Genomic DNA, 15,075 nt, shown 5'->3' with positions numbered 1-15,075 from the left:
CGGCGGATAGTGGCCTTTTCAGACAAGGCGGCAGCGGCAGTAATCCATTCGTCGGGAATATGGTCGGCAAAAATGGCCAGCCGAGCCAGCATGTCGCCAGATGCCTCAACAACATCGTTCAGATCGTTTGCAATAGACATAAAAAATCCGGAACCAGTGATTGGTTCCGGATTGTCCTACAGCAGAAGGATCGGTCAATGGATCCTTAACTGATCAGCATTGCGGGATGAACCCGGGCTTTTCATTGCCTGCTCTGCGGACTTACTTGCCGATGCAGAAGCTGGAGAAGATGCGGCCCAGCAGATCGTCGGAGCTGAACTCGCCGGTGATCTCGGACAGGGACTCCTGGGCCAGGCGCAGCTCCTCGGCCACCAGTTCACCAGCCACATAGACCTCAAGCTGCTCCCTGGCTACCAGCAGCCGTTCGGCGGCGCGCTCCAGTGCGTCTAGGTGGCGGCGGCGGGCCATGAAGCCCCCTTCGGTGTTGCCCTGGAAGCCCATGCAGGCCTTGAGGTGCTCGCGCAGTGCGGGCAGCCCCAGCTCGGTCTTGGCGGAGATGCGATAGACGGCATGGCCCTGCTCCTGGCTCGGTGCCAGATCCTCGCCGGTCAGGTCCGCCTTGTTGCGCACCACGGTGAGGCCGATGTTTTTTGGCAACCGATCAACGAATTCCGGCCAGATGTCGTGGGGGTCGACGGCATCCGTGGTGGTGCCGTCCACCATAAACAGCACCCGGTCGGCCTGTTCGATCTCGGCCCAGGCGCGCTCGATGCCGATCTGTTCCACCTTGTCCTGGGTATCGCGCAGGCCCGCGGTGTCGATGATGTGCAGCGGCATGCCATCCAGATGGATGTGCTCGCGCAGCACGTCGCGGGTGGTACCGGCGATCTCGGTGACGATGGCGGACTCGCGGCCTGCGAGGGCGTTGAGCAGGCTCGATTTGCCGGCGTTGGGACGACCGGCGATCACCACCTTCATCCCCTCTCGCAGCAGGGCACCCTGCTTGGCCTCGCTGCGCACGTCGTCCAGCTCGGACATGATGGCGTAGAGGTCACCCGCCACCTTGCCGTCGGAGAGAAAGTCGATCTCTTCATCCGGGAAGTCGATGGCCGCTTCCACATAGATGCGCAGCCGGGTGAGGCTCTCCACCAGCTGTTGCACCTTGCCGGAGAACTGCCCCTGCAGGGAGTGCATGGCGCTGCGGGCGGCCTGCTCGCTGGAGGCTTCGATGAGATCGGCGATGGCCTCGGCCTGGGCCAGATCCAGCTTGTCGTTGAGGAAGGCGCGCTCGCTGAACTCGCCCGGGCGGGCGGGGCGGATGCCGTCGATCTGCAGGATGCGGCGGATCAGCATGTCGAGAATGACGGGGCCGCCATGGCCCTGCAGCTCCAGCACGTCTTCGCCAGTGAAGCTGTTGGGGGCCTTGAACAGCAGGGCGATGCCCTGATCCAGCGCCTGGCCCTGCTCGTCCCTGAACGGCAGATATTCGGCATAACGCACCCTGGGGAGCTTGCCGAGCACTATCTCGGCGACCCGCTCGGCGGCAGGGCCGGAGACGCGGACTATGCCGACGCCGCCACGGCCGGGGGCGGTGGCCTGGGCCACGATGGTATCTGTTGTCATCTTGCTTGACTCGCTGGTTGGCTGAATGAGTAAGAGGGTGGGGGACATTGTAATAAAAAAGGCGGCCCGAAGGCCGCCTCTTTTGTCATCAGGAAAGATGGGCTGCGCATCAGTTGCGTGAGTGCAGGCCTTTCTTCTCCAGCTGACGATAGATGATGGTCTGCTGGATGATGGAGATGACGTTGCTCACCAGCCAGTACAGAGTCAGACCTGCCGGGAACCAGAGGAACATGAAGGTGAAGATGATCGGCATGAACTGCATCACCTTCTGCTGCATCGGGTCCGTGATGGTGGTCGGGCTCATCTTCTGCAGATACCACATGGAGGCACCCATGAGGATTGGCAGCACGAAGAAGGGGTCCTTCACCGACAGGTCGGTGATCCACAGGACGAACGGCGCGTGGCGCAGCTCGACAGACTCCATCAGTGCCCAGTAGAGGGCGATGAAGATGGGCATCTGTACCAGGATGGGCAGGCAGCCGCCCAGCGGGTTGACCTTCTCCTTCTTGTACAGCTCCATCATGCCCTGGGACATCTTCTGGCGATCGTCACCGAAGCGTTCCTTGAGCGCAGCCAGCTTGGGCTGGAGCATGCGCATCTTGGCCATGGAGGTGTACTGGGCCTTGGTCAGCGGGAACATGATGCCGCGCACCAGCAGGGTCAGCATGATAATGGCCAGACCCCAGTTCTGGACGAAACCGTGGAACACGGTCAGCAGCCAGTGCAGCGGTTGGGCGATGAACCAGAGCCAGCCGTAGTCGACGGTCAGATCCAGGTGGTTTGCCACCTTGGCCATCTGATCCTGCAGCTTGGGACCGATCCACAGCTTGCCGCTCACTTCGGCCTGCTGGCCGGCAGCGACGTCAACCAGCGGCGCCTTGTAGCCGATGATGGCCTGGTCCTTGCCCGGGATCACGCGGCTGTAGAAGCTGTTGGTGTCGTTGGCATTCGGGGCCCAGGCAGAGACGAAGTAGTGCTGCAGCATGGCGACCCAACCACCCTGGGTGGTCTTGTTCAGGTCGGCATCCTTCATCTCGTCGAAGGTGTACTTCTTGTAGCGGGAGTCTTCGCTGGAGAAGGCACCACCACGGTAGGCACTGGCCACCATGGCATGACCTTCCTGATCCTTCGGCGTGGTCATGGTCTGCTTCAGCTGACCGTAGAACTGTACCTGGACCGGCTCGGCAGACTTGTTGTCGATCTTGTAGTCGACGCCCACGGCGTAATCACCGCGCTTGAGCACGAACTCCTTGGTGAAGACCACACCCTTGCTGTCGGTCCAGGTCATCGGAACGACGACTTGATCCTGACCATCGGCCAGCTGATAGCTGGTCTGGGCGGCTTCATAGGTGGGACGACCCTGGGCCTGGCTGTCCGGACCATTGCGACCGACCAGACCGCTCTGGGCCACATAGAGGTGTGCAGGTTGGCTGGTCAGCAGGGTGAACGGCTGTTCCTTGCCTTCTTCCAGCTTGTGAGCCAGCAGTTCGGCAGATACGATGTCACCGCCCTGGGTGTCCAGGGTCAATTTGAGCACGTCGGAGGAGACGGTGATCAGCTTGCGCGCGGCGTTACCATTTGCTTGCTCGGAAACCTGAGGAATATCACCGGTCTGACCGGCTTCAGGTACGAAATGTTCGGTTTGGGCCACGGTAGTCGGGGCCGGCTTCGGAGCCTTGTCGGACTCCCACTGTTGCCAGAGCAAGAAGCTCACGAACAGCAAACCGATCAGGAGTAAATTGCGTTGTGATTCCATAGTCTTCAGTTTCTTCGCTTTGGTTGCGGAACCGGGTCATAACCACCCTCGGATAAGGGATGGCATTTTAATAGACGTTTGCTGGCTAACCAAACGCCTTTTATGAAACCGTGAAGTCGGATTGCTTCTATCGCAAATTGGGAACAAGTCGGGGTGAAACGGCAGCGCGGCCCGAGCAGGGGACTAATGATTAGCTGATACAGGCGTATCAGTTTGATTGCTACCCATTGCAACGGCGTGACAGAGTGCGCCATAGCTTTTCCAGTAACTTGAACAGCGCTTCGTTGTCCATCTCCTTCACGCCACCCTTGGCGATCACGACGATGTCGATAGCGGGCAGATTGGCTTGATTGAGGCGAAAACTTTCCCGAACCACTCGTTTTACACGGTTGCGCCAGACGGCACGCTTGAGCGCCTTTTTGGGCACGGCGAGGCCAAGACGGGGGTGTTCGAGGGAGTTGGGGCAAGCAAGAAGCGTAATTTGCGGAGAAGCGGCCCGGACAGGCTCGGCGAAAACGCGTTTGAAGTGTTCGGGAGTTAACAGACGTAACTCCCGAGAGAAGGTGTGCTGGGTAGGCATTAGACTACCAGGCGGGCACGACCCTTGGCACGACGAGCGGCCAGAACTTTGCGGCCGTTGGCAGTAGCCATGCGAGCGCGGAAACCGTGAGAGCGCTTGCGCTTCAGGTTGGACGGTTGAAAAGTACGTTTCATGATTCGATTCCGTATTTCTGTACAGTTTTGATTGTCACACTTAGCCGACGCGCCAGCTATAGCGTGTGACGACTAGCAAAAGAGGCCGAATTCTAAACAGAGTTCAGCTTCTCGTCAATCCGCCGTTCCTTTCCATCTCGCCCCGTTCGTCGACCGAGCGGGATAATCTGGCAGGATCCGGAGGATCAAGGGCCCCGAATTATACTGGCAACCCGGGGTTAAACAAGGATCCCTCAAGAAAAAAGGCGGCAGAGCCGCCAAAGAGAGAGCTATTTAAGTACTTTGCGCAGGAATTCCCGGGTACGGGGATCCTGCGGATCGACCAATATCTGATCCGGCGGGCCCTGCTCCACGATCCTGCCTCCTTCCATGAAGATCACCCGATCGGCGACATCACGGGCGAACTCGATCTCGTGGGTCACCACCACCATGGTCTGGTGCTGGCGGGCGAGCTGCTTCATCAGGCCCAGCACCTCGTCGACCCACTCGGGATCGAGGGCGGAGGTGGGCTCGTCAAACAGGATCACCTTGGAGTGGGCCGCCATGGCCCGGCCGATGCCGACGCGCTGTTGCTGGCCGCCGGAGAGGGAGGCCGGGTAGGCATCCTGTTTCTCGGCGAGGCCGATATCCTTGAGGATGCCAAGGGCGGTGGCGCGGGCCTCCGCCTTCGGCTGCTTCCAGACGGTGATCAGCCCCTCGGCGATGTTGTCCAGCGCCGTCTTGTTGGCAAACAGGGCGTAGTTCTGGAACACGAAGGAGGCGCGCTTGCGCAGCTCGATGGCCTGCTGGTCGCTGGCCTTGGCCAGATCCAGTTGCAGGTCGTCGATGGCGAGTCGGCCGGCATCCGGGGTTTCCAGCAGGTTGAGGCAGCGCAGCAGAGTCGACTTGCCGGTGCCGGAGGGGCCGATGATGACAACAATCTCCCCCTTTTTCACCTCAAGATCGATGCTGTTCAGCACCTGATTTCCGTCATAGGCCTTGGAGAGGCCGGTTAGCTTGATCATGACTGGCCTCCTTTAATAAGCACGGTTGAGCCGCACTTCCAGCAGGTGCTGCAGGCGGGTGAAGAAGATGACCACGACCCAGTAGACCAGTGCCACCGCCATGAAGCTCTCGAAGAACTTGAAGGAGGAAGAGGCCTCCATCTGCGCCTTGCCCATGATCTCCGCCACTCCCAGGGTAAACGCCAGGGAGGTGCTCTTGATCATGTCGATGAAGTAGTTCATCAGCGAAGGTGTCGCGATGCGTGCAGCCTGCGGCAGGATGATCCGTTGCATCGCCTGCAGCCGGCTCATGCCGATGCTGAGGGCGGCCTCCATCTGGCTCTTGTGGATGCCGAGGATGGCGGCCCGGATGGACTCGGCCATGTAGGCGGCAAAGTGCAGGGTCAGGCCGATGATGGCGGCGGTGAAGGCATCCATTCCCACGAAGATGGGGAAGAGTTGCGGCAGCCCGTAGTAGAGCAGGAACAGCTGGACGAGCAGGGGTGTACCTCGGAAGAACGAGATATAGAGCATCGCCAGCCAGTGAATTGCAGGAACGCGAAAGACCCGTACTATCGCCAGGATCAGCGACAGTACGAGTGCCAATACGAATCCCCACAGGGCCATTTCCATCGTGGTGCTCAGGTATTTGAGCAGAATGGGAAACAGCCCTAGCGTGTACTCGAGGTCAAATTCCATCATTTATTTGCTGGTGATGTCCGCTGCGAACCATTTTTCGGAGATTTTGGTCAGGGTGCCGTCTTTGCGCATGGCGGTGAGGGCATCGTCAACCTTCTTCAGCACGGCCTGCTTTTCCGGGGTCTTCAGGAAGGGCAGGGCGTTCTCGATGGTTTCGAACGGTGCACCGGCCTGTTGCAGCGGCAGCTTGGATTCCTTGATCAGCTGGGCGGTGGAGACGCGGTCCATCACGAAGGCGTCGATGCGGCCCAGGGCGACATCCTGCTCGAAGGCGGAGTCATAGGTGCGGATGTCGATCTTCTTGTTGGGGTCGTTCTTGCGCAGCAGCTCTTCGAAGTTGGAGCCCAGGTTGACGGCGACCTTCTTGCCTTCCAGATCCTTGATGCCGTGGATGGTGTTGTTGCCCTTGCGGACCACGATCTGGGCACCGTCATAGACATAGGGCTGGGAGAAGGCGTACTTGGCCTTGCGCTCGTCGGTGATGGTGATCTGGTTGGAGATGGTGTCGACGCGGCCGGTTTCCAGCATGCCGAACAGGCCGGAGAAGCTGGCGGTCACGAACTCGACCTTGTAGCCGGTGCGCTCACCGATCTGGTTCCACATGTCCACTTCGAAGCCCTGCAGCTTGTCCTGCTTGACGAAGGTGAACGGGAAATATTTGCCGGACATGCCGACCTTGATGGTTTCCTGGGCGATGGCCTGGCCGGACAGGCTGGCCAGCAGAATGGCGGCGCCGGAAATCAGTTTGATGGTGGATTTCATGGGGATTCCTCTCTCTGTAGTGCTGTATTTTTAGTTGTAATCACGGGTTGGCGCTGATGTTATTGGAATAAAATATAAAAAATAAATGATATTTGGTTATATAAAATAACTATGGTTGCAGCGCGCCATTCTGTCCACATTGCCGATATCCGGCTGTGGGTAACTTTGGGGATGAAATGGGATCCTGGGGCGTTGGATCCTTGAAAGTCAAGGATCTTATTTGCTGGATCCGTGCGGCAGCAACTGGAGATCCGGCCACTAAAAACGTAGAATAGCCGGTCTTTACTTAATCAATTGACGGGAGTCTAGAGTGACTGCTTCGCTATGGCAGCAGTGCCTTAACCGGCTGCAAGATGAGTTGCCCTCGGCAGAATTCAGCATGTGGATCCGGCCGCTTCAAGCGGAGTTGAGTGACAATACTCTGACCCTGTATGCACCGAACCGCTTTGTTCTGGACTGGGTACGCGACAAGTACCTGCTCCGGGTCAACGGCATCATCAACGAGCTGTGCGGAGCCGACGCTCCCACCCTGCGTTTTGATATCGGCAATCGCCCTCATCCCGTCGCGGTCGCCAGGGCGCCGGCCCGTGGTGTCGATCCTGTGAATAACTCTCCCAAGAGCTGGGAAAACAAGGCCGAAAACAAGCCCGAGCCAAACCACAAGAGCAACACCAACGTGAACTATACCTTCGAGAATTTCGTCGAGGGTAAGTCCAACCAGCTGGCCCGTGCGGCCGCCCGTCAGGTGGCCGACAATCCGGGTGGTGCCTACAACCCGCTGTTCCTCTATGGCGGCACTGGCCTTGGCAAGACTCACCTGCTGCACGCCGTTGGCAATGCCATCAAGGATCGCAAGAAAGACGCCAAAGTCATCTACATGCACTCCGAACGGTTCGTGCAGGACATGGTGAAGGCGCTGCAGAATAACGCCATTGAAGAGTTCAAGCGTTATTACCGTAGCGTCGATGCCCTGCTCATCGATGACATCCAGTTCTTCGCCAACAAGGAGCGCTCCCAGGAGGAGTTCTTCCACACCTTCAACGCCCTGCTTGAAGGCAACCAGCAGATCATTCTGACCTCGGACCGTTATCCGAAAGAGATCAACGGGGTGGAAGATCGTCTCAAGTCCCGCTTCGGCTGGGGACTCACTGTGGCGATCGAGCCGCCGGAGCTGGAGACCCGGGTTGCCATCTTGATGCGCAAGGCGGACGAGAACCAGATCCATCTGCCGGACGAAGTGGCCTTTTTCATCGCCAAACGGCTTCGCTCCAACGTCCGTGAACTGGAAGGTGCCCTCAACCGGGTGATCGCCAACGCCAACTTCACCGGCCGCGCCATCAACATCGACTTCGTGCGCGAGGCGCTGCGCGATCTGCTGGCCTTGCAGGAGAAGCTGGTCACCATCGACAACATCCAGAAGACGGTGGCGGAGTATTACAAGATCAAGCTGGCGGATCTGCTCTCCAAGCGTCGCTCCCGCTCCGTTGCCCGCCCGCGCCAGCTGGCGATGGCGCTGGCCAAGGAGCTGACCAACCACAGCTTGCCTGAGATAGGGGATGCCTTTGGTGGCCGTGACCACACCACGGTTCTTCATGCCTGCCGCAAGATCGAGCAGCTGAAGGAAGAGAGTCACGACATCAAGGAAGATTATTCCAACCTGATCCGTACCCTTTCTTCCTGATAACGGAACGGAGTGCACAGATGCAGATTGCATGTTCCAGCCTGATCCGAATCCTTTCCTCCCAATAACAACGGAGAGCACAGATGCAGCTCGAAATTAGCCGTGAGGCCCTGTTACGTCCCCTGCAACTGGTGTCCGGTGCCCTGGGTGGCCGGCCGACCCTGCCCATCCTCGGCAACGTCCTGCTCGATGTCAGCAATGGCCTGCTGTCGCTGACCGGGACCGATCTCGAGGTGGAGATGATCGGACAGGTCTATCTCAACAGCGACAGCCAGGATGGCCGCACCACAGTGCCGGCGCGCAAGCTGCTGGACATCTGTCGCGGTCTGCCGGAGGGGGCGGAGATCCGTCTCAGCACCGAGGGAGAGCGCCTCATCATCCGTTCCGGCCGCTCCCGCTTCAACCTGTCGACCCTGCCGGCGACCGAATACCCGAACATCGAGGATTGGGAATCCGTGCTCGAGTTCGACATCAGCCAGCTGGAGCTGAAAAAACTCATCGACGCGACCCAGTTCTCCATGGCGAGCCAGGACGTGCGCTACTACCTGAACGGCATGCTGTTCGAGAGCGAAGGACACGGCCTGCGTACCGTGGCGACGGACGGTCACCGGCTGGCCACCTGCCGCCGCGAAGTGGTGGGGGAATCGCTGCCCGATCATCAGGTCATCCTGCCGCGCAAAGGGGTGCTGGAGCTGGTGCGCCTGCTGGAAGCGGAAGACAAGCCGGTACGGCTGCAAGTGGGCCGCAGCAACCTGCGCGCCGCCCTGGATGGCTTCATTTTCACCTCCAAGCTGGTGGATGGCCGTTTCCCGGACTGGCGCCGCGTCATCCCCCGGGGGAGTGACAAGGCCCTGATCGCCGGTCGCGAGGATCTGCGCCAGGCCTTTGCCCGTGCCGCCATCCTCTCCAACGAGAAATTCCGTGGGGTGCGTCTCAATCTGCAGGAAAACCTGCTGCGCATCACCGCCAACAACCCGGAACAGGAAGAAGCCGAAGAGCTGCTTGACGTACAATACGCCGCTGGCGAGATGGAGATCGGCTTCAACGTCTCCTATGTGCTGGACGTGTTGAATACGTTAAAATGTGACCAAATCCGGATCAGCCTGAGCGATTCCATCAGCAGCGCCATTATTGAGGATTTTGAGAACCAAGATGCCCAGTATGTGGTGATGCCGATGCGGATCTAGTCGTGTCCCTGGTCAAACTCCAGCTCAGCGACTTTCGCAACATTCAGCACGCCAGTCTCGCGCTGTCTCCCGGCCTCAATATCCTGGTCGGGAGCAACGGCAGCGGCAAGACCAGCGTGCTGGAAGCCATTCATTACCTTGGTCTCGGCCGCTCGTTTCGTACCCATTTGACCGGGCGGGTCATCCGCCAGGGCGAGCGGGCCTTTACCCTGTTTGCCCAGTGCGAGCTGGAGGGGCGTCAGGTGCCCATCGGGCTTGCCAAGGACAAGGGGGGCGAAACCCAGCTCAAGATCGCCGGTGCCCAGGCCCAGCGCCTGGCCGATCTGGCGGAGCTGTTGCCGGTACAGTTGATCCACCCCGATGGTTTCAGCCTGCTGACCGGTGGGCCCCAGGCCCGCCGTGCCTGGCTCGACTGGGGTGTTTTCCATCAGGAGCCGACCTTCTTCTCCCTCTGGGGGCGGGTGCGTCGGCTGCTGAAGCAGCGCAATGCCTTGCTGCGCCAGAGCACCCAGTATCGTCAACTGGCGTTCTGGGATCAGGAGCTGGTGCGACTGGGTGGCGAGCTGGCGGGTTTTCGCGCCAGTTATTGTCAGGCCATTACACCCCTGATCAAGGAGATGACGGCAGATTTTCTGCCGGAGTTCGATATCAGTCTTGGATTCTATCGAGGCTGGGAAAAAGACACTCCCCTCGACGCATTGCTGGAGGCGGGGTTCGAACGGGATCGTTCGCTGGGGTACACTGGGGTCGGTCCGCAGAAGGCGGACGTGCGGCTCAAGGCGAACGGCGTGCCCGCGCAGGATATTTTGTCCAGGGGTCAGCTGAAGTTGCTGGTCTGTGCCATGCGGCTGGCCCAAGGGCTCTATTTGAATCAACATAGCAGCCGCGGCTGTATTTTTTTAATTGATGATTTTGCCTCTGAACTGGATGTCGACAAACGTCGTCTGCTGGCCGCAAGGCTGAAGCAGTGCGCGTCCCAGGTGTTCATCACCGCCATCGATACCGGTCAGCTCGCAGACATGATGGATGCGAGTGACTGCAAGCTGTTCCACGTGGAACAAGGCAAGATCTCCGAAACGTTAGAGAAGGCAGAGAGTAAGCTATGAGTGAAAATACTTACGACTCCTCGAATATCAAGGTGCTCAAGGGCCTGGATGCGGTCCGCAAGCGCCCGGGGATGTATATCGGCGATACGGACGATGGATCGGGCCTGCACCACATGGTGTTCGAGGTCGTCGACAACTCCATCGACGAGGCTCTGGCTGGCTACTGCTCCGATATCCAGGTCAAGATCCATTCCGACGGCTCCGTCTCCGTGCGCGACAACGGTCGCGGCATTCCGGTGGACATCCACCCGGAAGAGGGCCGCTCCGCCGCCGAAGTCATCATGACCGTGCTGCACGCCGGCGGCAAATTCGATGACAACTCCTACAAGGTGTCCGGCGGTCTGCACGGTGTGGGCGTCTCCGTGGTAAACGCGCTTTCCGACAAGCTGCTGCTGACCATCCGCCGCAACGGTCATGTCTACGAGCAGACCTATCACCTGGGCGAGCCGCAGGCACCCCTCAAGCAGATTGGTGACAGCACCGGTACCGGGACCGAAGTCCGCTTCTGGCCGAGCCCGACCATCTTCAGCGACACCCTGTTCCACTACGAGATCCTGGCCAAGCGTCTGCGCGAGCTATCCTTCCTCAACTCCGGCGTCTCCATCCGTCTGATGGACGAGCGTGACGGCCGCGAGGCGCACTTCTGCTACGAAGGGGGCATCAAGGCCTTCGTCGAGTACCTGAACCAGAACAAGACCCCGATCCACCCCAAGGTGTTCCACTTCACCACTGAGCAGGACGGCATCGGTGTCGAAGTCGCCATGCAGTGGAACGACGCCTATCAGGAAGGGGTCTACTGCTTCACCAACAACATTCCGCAGCGGGATGGCGGTACCCACCTGGTGGGCTTCCGTACCGCGTTGACCCGGACGCTGAACAACTACATGGACAAGGAGGACTACAGCAAGAAGGCCAAGTCCGCCGCCAGTGGTGACGACGTCCGTGAAGGTCTGATTGCCGTTATCTCCGTCAAGGTGCCTGATCCCAAGTTCTCCTCCCAGACCAAGGACAAGCTGGTCTCGTCCGAGGTGAAGACCGCCGTAGAACAGGCGATGGGTGAGAAGCTGGCGGACTTCCTGCTGGAAAACCCGGGCGACGCCAAGATCGTGGTCAACAAGATCATCGATGCGGCCCGTGCCCGCGAAGCGGCCCGCAAGGCCCGCGAACTGACCCGCCGCAAGGGCGCGCTGGATATCGCCGGTCTGCCCGGCAAGCTGGCGGACTGTCAGGAGAAAGACCCGGCGCTCTCCGAACTCTACATCGTGGAAGGGGACTCTGCTGGTGGCTCCGCCAAGCAGGGTCGCAACCGGAAGAACCAGGCCATCCTGCCCCTCAAGGGCAAGATCCTGAACGTGGAGAAGGCCCGTTTCGACAAGATGATCTCCTCCCAGGAGGTGGGTACCCTGATCACCGCTCTGGGCTGTGGCATCGGTCGCGACGAGTACAACCCGGACAAGCTGCGCTATCACAACATCATCATCATGACGGATGCGGACGTCGATGGTGCGCACATCCGTACCCTGCTGCTGACTTTCTTCTATCGTCAGATGCCGGAAATCATCGAGCGTGGCTATGTCTTCATCGCCCAGCCGCCGCTCTACAAGGTGAAGAAGGGCAAGCAGGAGCAGTACCTGAAAGACGAAGACGCATTGTTGCAGTACCAGACCGCCATGGCGCTGGACGGTGCGACCCTGCACGTCAACGAGTCTGCCCCGGCCATCGGTGGCGAGGCGCTGGAGCGTCTGGTCAACCAGCATCGCTCCGTGACTCACCTCATCACCCGCATGTCCCGCCGCGCCCCGGAAGCCGTGCTGACCCAGCTGATCTATCAGCCTGAGTTGAACGAAACCCTGCTGGCCAGCGAGAGCGATCTGCAGACCTGGTGCCAGAGCATGGAAGCCGTGCTCAACGAGAGCAACCACGGTATCCAGTACCAGATGCAGGTACGCCGCGACGAGGAGCGCAGCCTGTTCGTGCCCCACGCCGTGGTACGCCAGCACGGGGTCGACCGTGAATATCCGCTGAGCTACGACTTCCTGCAATCCTCCGAGTACCGTCAGCTGGTCTCCCTGGGCAAGGAGATCGCCAACCTGATCGAGGAAGGCGGTTACATCAAGCGTGGCGAGAAGGTGAAGCCGGTCGCCAGCTTCGTTGAAGCGGTCGAGTGGCTGATGGGCGAAGGCAAGCGTGGCATCTACATCCAGCGCTATAAAGGGCTAGGGGAGATGAACCCGGAGCAGTTGTGGGAAACCACCATGGATCCGGAAGCCCGTCGCATGCTACGCGTCACCATCGACGACGCAGTCGGCGCCGACCAGCTCTTCTCCACCCTGATGGGTGACGCCGTAGAGCCCCGTCGCGACTTCATCGAGACCAACGCCCTGCGGGTTGCCAACCTCGACGTCTAACAGACGGTCCGACAACCATCAAAAGCCGCTCCTCGTGAGCGGCTTTTTGTTTTCTGGGGCAAGGAAAAGGGCGCGTTCCACGTGAAACATGTGGGACCTAGACTCTGTCACCGCGAAAGGTGCGGCGCCACTCCCGCGGCGACACTCCGAAGCGGGCGCGAAAGTGCTTGCGCAATATGGTGGCAGATCCGAGCCCCACCAGTTCGGCGATGCGTTCCACGGTGTGGGAGCTGGACTCCAGCAGCGTCTGGCTGCGGCGCAGACGCTCCGCCATCAGCCACTCCCCGAGGGAGAGACCGGTGGCGAGCTGGAAGCGGCGGCTAAAGGTGCGTCGGCTCATCATGCAATGTTCCGCCAGGCTGTCCAGGGTGTGGGGCGCGGCCAGGTGCAGGCGCAGGTGATCGAACAGCTGGTTGATCCTGGCATCCCGGGTGGAGGCGGGTACCGGCTGCTCGATGAACTGGGCCTGGCCACCCTCCCGGTGGGGAGGCACCACCAGCCGCCTGGCCAGCTTGTTGGCAATCTGGCTGCCGTGATGCTGGCGAACCAGATAGAGGCAGCAGTCCAGGCTGGCGGCGGTGCCAGCCGAGGTGATGAGCCCGTCGTCGTCGACGTAGAGGGCATTGGTATCGAGCCGCACCCGGGGGAAGCGCTGGACGAACTCCTGTTCAAATTCCCAGTGGGTGGCTGCACCGCGCCCGTCCAGCAGGCCGGCATAGGCCAGCACATAGGTGCCGAGACAGAGCCCCACGATCTGGGCTCCCCTGATCCGGGCGGCAACCAGGGCATCGAGCAGGGGTTGGGCGGGGCGCTCGGCCGGATCGCGCCAGAAGGGGATGATGATGATATCCGCCTCCAGCAGACCCTCCAGGCCATAGTCGGCCTCCATGCGAAAGCCCTGGGAGGAGGCGGGTTGTCGCGTGTCATCCCCGGCGCAGAGTCTCAGCTCGAACAACGACTGGCCCGGCATCATCTTGTCGCCAAAGATGAGGCAGGGCACCGAGCAGTGAAAGGGGCTGAAGCGATCGAAGGTGATGACGGCGACGATGAGGGGACGGGGCATGGTGGCAAACTCCTTTGCACTCGGATCCCCATCATACGGGGCAGCAACAGAAAGCCGAAGAGCCATGTGGTGCCCGGCCCCCCGCTCAGAGCACCATGGTGTCGCCATCCTCGGGCACCCTTACCCGGGCGGCCATCCCCTGGCTGTCCAGGTAGTCGCGCAGCTCCCGCCGGGACAGCAGGGCATGATTGACCGCCTCCATGTGGCTGGCGATCAGGGTGGCCTGCGGGGCGGCCTGATAGACGGCGGCCACATCCTCCTTGCCCATGATGATGGCGCCCAGACCCGTCACCTGGGCATCACCGCAGTTGAGGACGACAACCTCGGGTTGGTGCCGGTGCAGCGCTTGTTCAACCTGGGCATTCCAGACGGTGTCGCCGGCCAGATAGAGGGTCTTTTCGGCGGGATGGGAGAAGACCACTCCGCTGACCTCGCCAAGGCGATCCCCCAGCAGGGCCATGATGGTATCGCTGCCGTGTCGGCCTTCCGTCTGTTGCAGGCGGATGCCGGCGAACTCGCCGACCTCGCCCAGCAGGCGCACATCCTCGAAGCCGCATCCCCTCATGGTGTCGGCATCTTTTTGATGCTGCACGAACAGGGGAAGGTGCTTGGGGATCTTCGCTTTCGCGACATCGTCCCAGTGATCCAGATGGTCATGGGTGACGATCACCGCATCCACCTCCAGCAGGGTCGCCATGGGCAGCGGCAGCTCGACCAGGGGGTTGCGAAGATGGCTGTTGGCCATGCCTTCGAAGCCGGGGTAGCTCCCCTTGGGGGCCAGCATGGGGTCGATGAGGAAGCGGGTTCCTGCGTAGTGGATGAGCAGGGTGGCGTTGCGAACCTGGGTAATCTTCATGGCGTGCTCCGGTTTCTCGTTGGGGACACGGCCAGTATGGAGGGATGAGGGACGGATCATGAGTGGCCCGCAGGCCTATTATCGATCTAATCGGGCCATTTTTGATGGCCTGCATTTCTTTTGTTTTTACCCCTTGAAAGCCAAATGTTGGCCCCTATATAGATAACAAGGCCGGAACGCTCGACAGAGGTTTCGACCAGGCGCCCGTCCATCAGGAGGGCAAACAATCCGTTATCG

14 protein-coding genes and 1 pseudogene are annotated in these 15,075 nt (G+C 60.3%); 4 read left to right on the top strand and 11 right to left on the bottom strand.

The annotated features are described in order from the left end of the window. The 9 genes and pseudogenes from J9889_RS08355 to J9889_RS08315 all read right to left on the bottom strand — a co-directional run. A pseudogene (locus J9889_RS08355) lies at positions 1-140 on the bottom strand (IS4 family transposase); the annotation flags it as partial. Positions 141-261: 121 nt separating this feature from the next. Beyond that, positions 262-1,623 carry a tRNA uridine-5-carboxymethylaminomethyl(34) synthesis GTPase MnmE gene (mnmE, locus tag J9889_RS08350; RefSeq protein WP_043153777.1) on the bottom strand — a complete coding sequence of 454 codons (1,362 nt, stop codon included), beginning with the start codon at positions 1,621-1,623 and terminating at the stop codon, positions 262-264. Positions 1,624-1,732: 109 nt separating this feature from the next. Beyond that, a complete protein-coding gene (yidC, locus tag J9889_RS08345) occupies positions 1,733-3,379 on the bottom strand; it encodes a membrane protein insertase YidC (protein ID WP_210556359.1) in 1,647 nt (548 codons plus the stop codon). A gap of 5 nt (positions 3,380-3,384) precedes the next feature. Beyond that, positions 3,385-3,633 (bottom strand): membrane protein insertion efficiency factor YidD, encoded by a 249-nt coding sequence (yidD, locus tag J9889_RS08340; RefSeq protein ID WP_010672280.1) that lies wholly within the window; start codon positions 3,631-3,633, stop codon positions 3,385-3,387. After that, positions 3,600-3,959 (bottom strand): ribonuclease P protein component, encoded by a 360-nt coding sequence (gene rnpA, locus J9889_RS08335; RefSeq protein ID WP_010672281.1) that lies wholly within the window; start codon positions 3,957-3,959, stop codon positions 3,600-3,602. The genes yidD and rnpA overlap by 34 nt, the downstream gene beginning before the upstream one ends. Beyond that, a complete protein-coding gene (gene rpmH, locus J9889_RS08330) occupies positions 3,959-4,093 on the bottom strand; it encodes a 50S ribosomal protein L34 (RefSeq protein WP_005307156.1) in 135 nt (44 codons plus the stop codon). Before rpmH ends, rnpA begins: the two co-directional genes overlap by 1 nt. Positions 4,094-4,362: 269 nt before the next feature. Continuing rightward, positions 4,363-5,097 (bottom strand): amino acid ABC transporter ATP-binding protein, encoded by a 735-nt coding sequence (locus J9889_RS08325; protein WP_210556356.1) that lies wholly within the window; start codon positions 5,095-5,097, stop codon positions 4,363-4,365. Between the two features lie 12 nt (positions 5,098-5,109). After that, positions 5,110-5,778 carry an amino acid ABC transporter permease gene (locus tag J9889_RS08320; RefSeq protein WP_210556354.1) on the bottom strand — a complete coding sequence of 223 codons (669 nt, stop codon included), beginning with the start codon at positions 5,776-5,778 and terminating at the stop codon, positions 5,110-5,112. Beyond that, positions 5,779-6,537, bottom strand: coding sequence for an amino acid ABC transporter substrate-binding protein (locus tag J9889_RS08315; RefSeq protein WP_039040644.1), 759 nt, complete (start codon positions 6,535-6,537; stop codon positions 5,779-5,781). Between the two features lie 310 nt (positions 6,538-6,847). On the opposite strand from J9889_RS08315, the gene dnaA reads away from it, so the two are divergent. The 4 genes from dnaA to gyrB all read left to right on the top strand — a co-directional run bounded on the left by dnaA (position 6,848) and on the right by gyrB (position 12,919). Continuing rightward, positions 6,848-8,218 carry a chromosomal replication initiator protein DnaA gene (gene dnaA / locus J9889_RS08310; RefSeq protein WP_039040645.1) on the top strand — a complete coding sequence of 457 codons (1,371 nt, stop codon included), beginning with the start codon at positions 6,848-6,850 and terminating at the stop codon, positions 8,216-8,218. Positions 8,219-8,301: 83 nt separating this feature from the next. Next, the gene (dnaN, locus tag J9889_RS08305; RefSeq protein WP_039040646.1) at positions 8,302-9,405 is read left to right on the top strand and encodes a DNA polymerase III subunit beta; all 1,104 of its coding nucleotides are present in this window, start codon (positions 8,302-8,304) and stop codon (positions 9,403-9,405) included. A gap of 2 nt (positions 9,406-9,407) precedes the next feature. Continuing rightward, on the top strand, positions 9,408-10,511 hold the full coding sequence (recF, locus tag J9889_RS08300) for a DNA replication/repair protein RecF (protein WP_010672287.1): 1,104 nt from the start codon (positions 9,408-9,410) through the stop codon (positions 10,509-10,511). Then, positions 10,508-12,919, top strand: a complete 2,412-nt coding sequence (gyrB, locus tag J9889_RS08295) for a DNA topoisomerase (ATP-hydrolyzing) subunit B (protein ID WP_010672288.1) — start codon at positions 10,508-10,510, stop codon at positions 12,917-12,919. The genes recF and gyrB overlap by 4 nt, the downstream gene beginning before the upstream one ends. A 97-nt stretch (positions 12,920-13,016) precedes the next feature. Here the strand turns inward: gyrB and J9889_RS08290 are convergent, their stop codons facing one another. Further along, positions 13,017-13,982, bottom strand: coding sequence for a helix-turn-helix domain-containing protein (locus J9889_RS08290; RefSeq protein WP_042864676.1), 966 nt, complete (start codon positions 13,980-13,982; stop codon positions 13,017-13,019). A gap of 85 nt (positions 13,983-14,067) precedes the next feature. Beyond that, positions 14,068-14,838 (bottom strand): MBL fold metallo-hydrolase, encoded by a 771-nt coding sequence (locus J9889_RS08285; RefSeq protein WP_039040649.1) that lies wholly within the window; start codon positions 14,836-14,838, stop codon positions 14,068-14,070. Positions 14,839-15,075: the final 237 nt, after the last annotated feature.

Origin of the sequence: Aeromonas sp. PrichA-15, from assembly GCF_017939245.1 — a bacterium.
Taxonomy (GTDB): domain Bacteria; phylum Pseudomonadota; class Gammaproteobacteria; order Enterobacterales; family Aeromonadaceae; genus Aeromonas; species Aeromonas caviae.
The sequence above is the reverse complement of the archived record's forward strand: the minus strand, read 5'-3'. Positions and strand labels throughout refer to the sequence as shown.

What these genes read in the sequence shown, in the direction of transcription:
- mnmE (WP_043153777.1), bottom strand. Translation starts at nt 1,623, where the DNA reads ATGACAACAGATACCATCGTGGCCCAGGCCACCGCCCCCGGCCGTGGC.
- yidC (WP_210556359.1), bottom strand. Translation starts at nt 3,379, where the DNA reads ATGGAATCACAACGCAATTTACTCCTGATCGGTTTGCTGTTCGTGAGC.
- yidD (WP_010672280.1), bottom strand. Translation starts at nt 3,633, where the DNA reads ATGGCGCACTCTGTCACGCCGTTGCAATGGGTAGCAATCAAACTGATA.
- rnpA (WP_010672281.1), bottom strand. Translation starts at nt 3,959, where the DNA reads ATGCCTACCCAGCACACCTTCTCTCGGGAGTTACGTCTGTTAACTCCC.
- rpmH (WP_005307156.1), bottom strand. Translation starts at nt 4,093, where the DNA reads ATGAAACGTACTTTTCAACCGTCCAACCTGAAGCGCAAGCGCTCTCAC.
- J9889_RS08325 (WP_210556356.1), bottom strand. Translation starts at nt 5,097, where the DNA reads ATGATCAAGCTAACCGGCCTCTCCAAGGCCTATGACGGAAATCAGGTG.
- J9889_RS08320 (WP_210556354.1), bottom strand. Translation starts at nt 5,778, where the DNA reads ATGATGGAATTTGACCTCGAGTACACGCTAGGGCTGTTTCCCATTCTG.
- J9889_RS08315 (WP_039040644.1), bottom strand. Translation starts at nt 6,537, where the DNA reads ATGAAATCCACCATCAAACTGATTTCCGGCGCCGCCATTCTGCTGGCC.
- dnaN (WP_039040646.1), top strand. Translation starts at nt 8,302, where the DNA reads ATGCAGCTCGAAATTAGCCGTGAGGCCCTGTTACGTCCCCTGCAACTG.
- gyrB (WP_010672288.1), top strand. Translation starts at nt 10,508, where the DNA reads ATGAGTGAAAATACTTACGACTCCTCGAATATCAAGGTGCTCAAGGGC.
- J9889_RS08290 (WP_042864676.1), bottom strand. Translation starts at nt 13,982, where the DNA reads ATGCCCCGTCCCCTCATCGTCGCCGTCATCACCTTCGATCGCTTCAGC.
- J9889_RS08285 (WP_039040649.1), bottom strand. Translation starts at nt 14,838, where the DNA reads ATGAAGATTACCCAGGTTCGCAACGCCACCCTGCTCATCCACTACGCA.